Raw genomic sequence first — 7041 nt, forward strand, 5'->3', positions numbered from 1 at the left:
GGCTACACGGTGGCGCCATTGAATGCCGCCATCGCGGCAGAGGCCGCGGGCACCGAGGTCATCGTCTCCGTGGCGACCCGATGCGACAGCAGGTCGCGCGCCTGGGTGTGGTGGCCGAACCGTTCGGCGAGCTCGGCCCGGTGCTCGCGGATCCGGTCGCGCCACTGCTCCTGCTGCGCCAGAACCCGGGTCACCGAGGCGCCGATGGACTCGATCGAGAACGGGTCGAAGTAGTCGGCGAGATCGCCCGCGACCTCGCGGAACACGGCGATATCGGAGCACAGCACCGGCGTGTTGGCGGCCAGCGCCTCGATGATCGGCACCCCAAAACCCTCGGCGAGGCTCGGCATGATCAGGCCATGCGCGTCGGCGATCAGCGCGGCTTTCTCGTATTCCTCGACATAACCGGAGAAGCGGACGTTGGGCGGCGCATGGCGGGTCAGGGTGGGGTCCCCGGTGTAGCCGATCACGACGAGATCGGCCTGCGGCAGCTTGCGGAACGCGCGGATGACGGCGGCGAGGTTCTTGCGCGGTTCGGCAGAGACGATCACGACGAAGTAGGGCCGTCTGCTGCTTGCGCCAGCCATCGCCAGCGGCGGCGCTGACGTGTCGAATTTTGTGCGGGGGTAGACCACCCGCGCCGGCAGATGCGCGAATTGCGGAAGCAGGGCGCGGAACCGGCCGAGGCTGTAGTTCGAGACGAAGGCGAGCTCGTCGGCCTGTTGCAGGCTGGTGAACAGACGCGACAGGAACAGCCGCGTCGCGACGTCGCTGAGCTTGAGGTCGGTCAGCGGCAACAGGTCGTGCACGACGCAGATCACCTTGGCGCCGCGCTTGCGCTGGATCGCCACCCGCGTCGGCGTATCGATGAGAATGACGTCATAGCCGCGCGCATCGACGCGGGGCGGCGGCAGCCGCAGCAGCGCCGATGTGTCCTGATAGCTGTAGAAGCCGGGTTCGAGCAGGAAATCGCCGAACAGCCTGAGATGGCGCAGATCGGTCGGGATGTATTCGAGGCCGTCGGCATGGTTTTCGATCAGGCTGACGCCGGCAGGCAGCAAATGCAGCGCGCGCAGGAAGCTGACCGCGAATTCCAGCGAGGTCGCGGCGCGGAGCTTGCTGCGGAACCACTCGATGGTGCGGCGCAGGCCGCCGCTGCTGCGCATCACCGGCGCATTCATGTCGGCTTCGTCGAGGAAGCGATAGAGCGCGAGCAGCTCGATCAGCCGCGATCCGTCGGGCAGCAGCCTTGTGCGCTGCTGACGGCGGCGCAGCTTGCGATAGCGGCGCGTGGTCTCGACCAGCAGCGTCAGCTCGTGGCCGTCGCCGGCCAGCGAGCGGATCAGTTCGCGCGTGAAATGGAAGATGCCGCGCTTGTGGTTGGGTTCGCCGAGCGCCTCGCTGACGACCAGGATCTTTGTCATGCGCTAATTTCTCTGAGCTCGAGGTGATGCGGGACGGGTGCATCCAGCGCGACGGTGCTGGCGATGCGACCGTGATCGAGGTTGATGATGCTGTTGCAGGTCCGGCGCAGCAGCGCGTGGTCATGCGAGGCGATGATCACGATCGCCGCGGTCTCGACCATCTTGCGCAGCCGCTGCTCTGCCTTGGCCGAGAAATTCTCGTCGACCACGCTGAGCCATTCGTCGAGCAGCAGGATGTCGGCGGGAAATGCGGTCGCGGTCGCGAACAGCACGCGCATCAGCATGCCCGAGGAGAACATGCGCAGCGGCAGCCGCTGCATGCGCTCTTCCAGCTCCGTGAAGGCCCAGATCTCTTCCAGGATCGCCGGCGTCGGCTTGCGGCCGGAGATCCGCAGCAGCAGGCTGATATTGTCGGCGGCGACGAAATCGAGATTGACGCCGGCGCCAAGGCCGAGCAGCGGCACGATATTGCCTGTTATCTCGACCTTGCCGCTGGTCGCCGGAAAGACGCCGGCGATCAGCCGCAGCAGGGTGGACTTGCCGGAGCCGTTGGGCCCCGCGAGGCCGATCCGAGCGCCGGCCTCTGCCTCAATCGAGATGCTGTCGATCGCGCGGATGATGCGCATCTCGCTGCTCTGACGGAACAGGCTCCCGAGCAGGCGGCGCTTCAGCGAGAAGTCGTAGGCGCCGTACAGCGGATAATCGAGGCAGACGTCGCGGAGGTGAATGCGTGCCATGCCTAGATCCAGAACGCCGCTTTGCGCAATTGAGTGATGGTCACGACCGCGGCGGCCGCGAGCGCGGCAAGGCAGGCCAGCACGTAGATCACGCTGGTCATCGCGACATGACCTGACGCCAGCGGATCGCGCCAGACCGCGAACAGATGGGTCAGCGGATTGAGCCGCATCACCGTGGAGCCGCGATCGATCATCTCGGGCGTCCAGATGATCGGCGAGGCCAGGAATGCCAGCGTCAGCGAGGACTCGATGATCGGCTTGATGTCGCGGTAGCGGGTCGCCAGCGCGCCGAGCACGAGGCTCACGCCGAGGGCAGCGATGACGAACAGGACGAGGCCGGGCAGGGCGGCGATGGCGCCGCCGACATCCCTCGGCGTCAGCGCGAGCCACAGGACCAGCGGCACCACCGCGTTGTGGGCCGCGAACAGCGCCTGGCGGAAGGTACATTGCAGCAGGAAGATCACCGGCGGCAGTGCGCGATCCTTGATCAGGCTGGCCGAGCCCTGCAGCGCGGTGGTGGCGTCGAGCACGACGCTGTTGAGGAAGGTCCAGGCGGTGAGGCTCGCCGCCAGCATCGGCAGCCGCGCCACTGCGCTGGCGTTGGAGAGATGGCCGATGACCGAGCCGAGCACGGCCACCATGATCGCCATCTGGATCGACATCCAGAAGGGTCCAAGGAGGGAGCGGACGTAGCGATGGCGTACGTCAGACCAGGCCAGCGCGGCGGCGATCTGGATCGCGCCGACGAAACCGGCCGTTTGGGGACGCGGGGCTGGGGCTAATGACCCTGCGTCCTTTGCGGTGGCCTCTTCGGAAACGACCTTGCGGTACACCGTCTCCACTCCCTCCTTGAAGGCTGTTGTCGAGTATTTCGTCAGTGCGCGATGCCGTGCGGCCTGCCCCATGCGGCGGCGCCGCTCCGGATCGTTGATCAGCGTCTCGATGGCGTCGGCAAGCGCGGTGGGATCGCCGGGCGGCACCGTGATGGCCTCGAGGCCGTCGCGGGCGACATGGGGGACGCCGGTGTCGAGCGCGGTGTTGACGATCGGACGGCTCGCCGCCATCGCCTCGAGCTGGGCCAGCCCGAAGGTTTCCGCATTGGTCACCGACGGCATCACGAAGACGTCGGCGATGCGCAGCAGCTTGACGCGTTCGCTCTCGGACACCGAGCCGAGCAGTCGGACGCGGTCCTGCAAGCCGTAGTCGCGGATCAGCTGCTCGAGATGGTCGCGCTCGCGGCCCTCGCCGACGATCCAGACCTCGAAATTGCGGGCGTGGGCCGATCGCACCAGGACGTCGAAGCCCTTGTAAGGCACCAGCCGGCCGCAGGCGAGCACGAGGCGGCCGCGGGCGTTGACGTCGTCGCTGTGCGCGGCAGGCCGGTCGTATTTCTCGACATCGACGCCGAACGGAACGGCGTGGCACTTGTCGGAAAACTCCTGCAGCAGCGGTGTGGTTTCGATCAGCACCGGATCGGAGACGATGATCGCGGACGCCCGCCGCAAGGTTCGCCGCATCATCGGCTCGACCAGGAAGCGCAATGCCGCGTGCGAGACGATGTCGGCGTGCCAGTGCACGACCAGCGGACGGGTGCGGCCGAGCCCGAATGCGAACACGAGGTCGGCGAGCGGGAAGGGCGCGTGCAGCGCCAGCAGATCGTGTTCGGCGATGCGGCGCCACAGCCGCCACGGATAGGTCGGCGCGGCCGGCAGCGACAGCACGTCGCCGAACGAATGCACGCGCTCGACGGCCACGTCATTGACCACGATCTGCCGCTCGCCGCCGGAGCGCGAGCAGACCAGCACGGCAGCGTTGAACGTGTCCTTCAACCCGGCGCAGATGTCGCGGATCACCGTCAGCGTGCCGCCGAACAGGTCGGGGTAGTAGACCTTGAAGATGTGCAGCACCGACGGACGCCGGGTCGGCTGCTGGTTGAGAACCATCATGGGCGGCTCGATCCGGATCATGCTGCGTACAGGGCGACGACGAACGGCAGCGCCAGCGCGGTGAAGAATACCGCCGAACGCAGCAGTGCCGGAAACACCGGCTCGATCGGACCGCAGGCCGCCCGCGGCGTGAACGAGAATGCCTGCGGCGTGAAGCAGAACGGCGCCTGCGCGGTGAAACGGGGGGTGATGGCGGCGAACCGAGCGGATTCGGGGTCGCGGGCCGAACGAAGAGACATTGCGTCGGATTCCCTGCTGAATGGATTTCTGGATACGTGGGAAAATTTCACACGTCAATGGCGTCGGGACTAAAATGTGGGATTATGTCCCACGTAAGGCGGTGGGACAACTTTTTTGGGAGGAGGGACTTGAGGGAATTCGGAACGCATGACGGCGCGCGGTCGCGCCGCGACTGCGCGGGCGATCGGGCGAATGCGGGAGTTGCTGGCGGAGCCGTCAGGCCGGCTCGGCGGTGCTGCGTTCGGTCGGCTGCTGCAATTGGCGCCTGATGGCCGGGATGTCGAAATGGATCCGCTCGGGCAGCATTGCGGCCGCCGGCCGCTGCAAATCCTGCTCGATGACGACACGCTTGCCGCCATCCGATGTCAGCGCGATCGAGATCGAATTTGCGCGCGGCTCTGTGATGAGGCCGGCATGCGCGCGGCTTGCATATTCGCCGGCGCGCAGGCCGCCGAAGCCGAACGCGAGCAGGCGGCCATAGATGTACAGCGCCAGCAGGTCGGTTTCGTCGAAGCGGCGCGGCGTTCCGGGCACCACGCCCGGCAGGCAGGGATAGCCGCCCGCCATCACTGTCGACACGAACTCCTCGTAAGGAACCTGGGCGATCCGGCAGGCTTCCGCGATCGCAAGGTCGAATCGGGGTGATGTCATGGAGCGGTCCGTATTGGCGGCTGTGCCGGGCCACCGTGACAGCCGCGCCCGCCAGCGGGCGTTGTGTCCGGAGGTGACTTTGTTTCCCATAAGTGGGAAAATGTCACACGTCAAGTGAGGTGGGATTGTATCCCACGCAGGGGACGGCTAAAAGTTAGGCATGAATGCCAAGGCCCCGAAGTCGAAGGTGGGATCGCCTGCGCCGATCGCCGCAGCGAAGCTGCACGCGCCGCTCGCGCGGATGCTGCGCCCGCTGGTGCGGCTTTGCATCCGCGGCGGCATGACCTTCCCGGCGCTGACCCAGCTGCTGCGCGAGCTCTATGTCAATGTCGCCGAACACGACTTCGCGCTCGAGGGCAAGGAGCAGACCGACAGCCGCGTCAGCCTGCTGACCGGCATCCACCGCAAGGAGGTGGCGCGGCTGCGCGGCGCGGGTGCGCCGGTCAACGCGGTGCCGGCGACGCTGTCGCGTACCAGCGCGATCATCGCGCGCTGGCTGGCCGCGCCCGAGTTCACCGACGCGAAGGGCGATCCGCTGCCGTTGCCGCGTACCGCAGATGGCGGCGCACCGTCGTTCGAGACGCTGGTCGAATCGATCACGAAGGACGTGCGGCCGCGCGCGGTGCTGGACGAATGGCTCGACCGCAAACTCGTCACCATCAATGACCGCGACCAGATCATGCTGGTCGAAGAGGCGTTCGTGCCGCATGGCGACGACGACCGCAAATGGCACTATCTCGGCCGCAATCTGCACGACCATGTCGCAGCCGCCGAGATGAACGTGTCCTCCGCGGCACCGCGCTTCCTCGAACGCGCGGTGCATTACGACGGACTGTCGGCCAAGCTCGCCAAGCGGCTCGAGGGCCGCTCGCGCGAACTTGCGATGGAGGCGCTGAAGGTCGCCAACCGCGAGGCCAACCGTGCTTTGGCCAAGGACAAGGGCGGCGACTACCGCTGGAATTTCGGCATCTACATCTATCGCGAGGGACCGGACGGTCCCGTCGATGACGATTCAGACGAAAGCGGCGCGACATGAGCGGCCCCATCATCTCGCGCCGCGCGCTGCTCGCCGCGTTCTGGCTCGCCGGCACGTCGCTCGCGGGTGCTCAGGTCAAGAAGCGTGGCAACGATCAGGGCATCGGCGGTACCGGGATCACCGGCTCCGACCAGGGCATCGGCGGCACCGGCATCGTCGGCGTGATCCAGCGGTTCGGCTCGATCTATGTGAATGGCGAGCGCGTCGCCTATGCGGCTGACGTGCCGGTTCGGATCGACGGCGAGACGGCGAACGCCAAGGCGCTGCGGATCGGACAGCTCGCGCGCGTGGTGGCCGAGCGCGATGCCGGCGGCACGCTGTCGACCAAGCGCATCGACGTGGCGAGCGAAGTGACCGGGCCGGTGGAGCAGATGAAATCGGGCGAGCTGACGGTGCTCGGCCAGAAGGTCGCCTGGAGCGGCCGCGACAGCTGGCTGAAGGTCGGAGCGCATGTCGCCGTGTTCGGGCTGCGTCGCACCGACGGCGTCGTCGTCGCGAGTCTGGTGCAGGAGCGTCATGACGCTGTGATGCGCGTCGCCGGGCCGCTCGAGCACGATCGCGCAGGGACTTTAAGGATCGGCGGGCTCAAGCTCAGCGGCGTCGACGCGGCGCTGGCCGGCCAGCGCGTACAGGCCGAGGGCCATGTCGCGCAGGGCGTGATGCAGGTCTCGCGCAGCCGCGCCGACGACTTCTCCGATCTTGCCGGCGCGAAGCGGCTGCTCATCGAGGCCTATGTGCGGCGGGTCGGCAATGATCTGCAGCTCGGCTCCGGCTTTGTCGCACGCGACCACTCGCGGTTTGCGCCGGCGGCCGATACGCGCGTGGTCGTCAACGCCCAGCTGACGGGCACCCGCGAGCTGCGCGTCGAATCGGTGCAATCGGTTGCCAAGTTCCCGGGCTCGTCGGTGAGGAGCCCCGGCACGCCGGGCCGCGGCTCGGGTGGCGGCGGCTCCGGGCCGGGAGGTGGATCCGGACCAGGCGGACGGGTGGTCCCGGTGGCGGCCGGG

General features: G+C 67.4%; 7 protein-coding genes. 2 read left to right on the top strand and 5 right to left on the bottom strand.

Annotation, left to right across the window (positions count from 1 at the left end; genetic code table 11):
• Window positions 1-2: 2 nt before the first annotated feature.
• The 5 genes from ALC15_RS36260 to ALC15_RS36280 form a co-directional block, all read right to left on the bottom strand.
• Window positions 3-1424 carry a glycosyltransferase family 4 protein gene (locus tag ALC15_RS36260; protein WP_050631420.1) on the bottom strand — a complete coding sequence of 474 codons (1422 nt, stop codon included), beginning with the start codon at window positions 1422-1424 and terminating at the stop codon, window positions 3-5.
• The gene (locus ALC15_RS36265; protein ID WP_050631421.1) at window positions 1421-2161 is read right to left on the bottom strand and encodes an ABC transporter ATP-binding protein; all 741 of its coding nucleotides are present in this window, start codon (window positions 2159-2161) and stop codon (window positions 1421-1423) included. The genes ALC15_RS36260 and ALC15_RS36265 overlap by 4 nt, the downstream gene beginning before the upstream one ends.
• Before the next feature lie 2 nt (window positions 2162-2163).
• Complete coding sequence (locus ALC15_RS36270; protein ID WP_430649222.1) at window positions 2164-4104, bottom strand: glycosyltransferase; 1941 nt, start codon at window positions 4102-4104, stop codon at window positions 2164-2166.
• 20 nt (window positions 4105-4124) lie between these two features.
• On the bottom strand, window positions 4125-4346 hold the full coding sequence (locus ALC15_RS36275; protein WP_050631422.1) for a hypothetical protein: 222 nt from the start codon (window positions 4344-4346) through the stop codon (window positions 4125-4127).
• 217 nt (window positions 4347-4563) lie between these two features.
• Window positions 4564-4998, bottom strand: coding sequence for a hypothetical protein (locus tag ALC15_RS36280; protein ID WP_128089676.1), 435 nt, complete (start codon window positions 4996-4998; stop codon window positions 4564-4566).
• Window positions 4999-5158: 160 nt separating this feature from the next.
• On the opposite strand from ALC15_RS36280, the gene ALC15_RS36285 reads away from it, so the two are divergent.
• Together ALC15_RS36285 and ALC15_RS36290 are read left to right on the top strand one after the other, a co-directional pair.
• Window positions 5159-6034, top strand: coding sequence for a DUF6502 family protein (locus ALC15_RS36285; RefSeq protein ID WP_050631424.1), 876 nt, complete (start codon window positions 5159-5161; stop codon window positions 6032-6034).
• On the top strand, window positions 6031-7041 hold a 1011-nt coding region (locus ALC15_RS36290; protein ID WP_050631425.1), incomplete at its 3' end, for a DUF5666 domain-containing protein. The genes ALC15_RS36285 and ALC15_RS36290, both read left to right, overlap by 4 nt.

Origin of the sequence: Bradyrhizobium viridifuturi, from assembly GCF_001238275.1 — a bacterium.
GTDB lineage: Bacteria > Pseudomonadota > Alphaproteobacteria > Rhizobiales > Xanthobacteraceae > Bradyrhizobium > Bradyrhizobium viridifuturi.

Coding starts and splice junctions, on each gene's coding strand:
- ALC15_RS36265 (WP_050631421.1), bottom strand. CDS start 2,161: ATGGCACGCATTCACCTCCGCGACGTCTGCCTCGATTATCCGCTGTAC.
- ALC15_RS36270 (WP_430649222.1), bottom strand. CDS start 4,104: ATGGTTCTCAACCAGCAGCCGACCCGGCGTCCGTCGGTGCTGCACATC.
- ALC15_RS36260 (WP_050631420.1), bottom strand. CDS start 1,424: ATGACAAAGATCCTGGTCGTCAGCGAGGCGCTCGGCGAACCCAACCAC.
- ALC15_RS36275 (WP_050631422.1), bottom strand. CDS start 4,346: ATGTCTCTTCGTTCGGCCCGCGACCCCGAATCCGCTCGGTTCGCCGCC.
- ALC15_RS36285 (WP_050631424.1), top strand. CDS start 5,159: ATGAATGCCAAGGCCCCGAAGTCGAAGGTGGGATCGCCTGCGCCGATC.
- ALC15_RS36280 (WP_128089676.1), bottom strand. CDS start 4,998: ATGACATCACCCCGATTCGACCTTGCGATCGCGGAAGCCTGCCGGATC.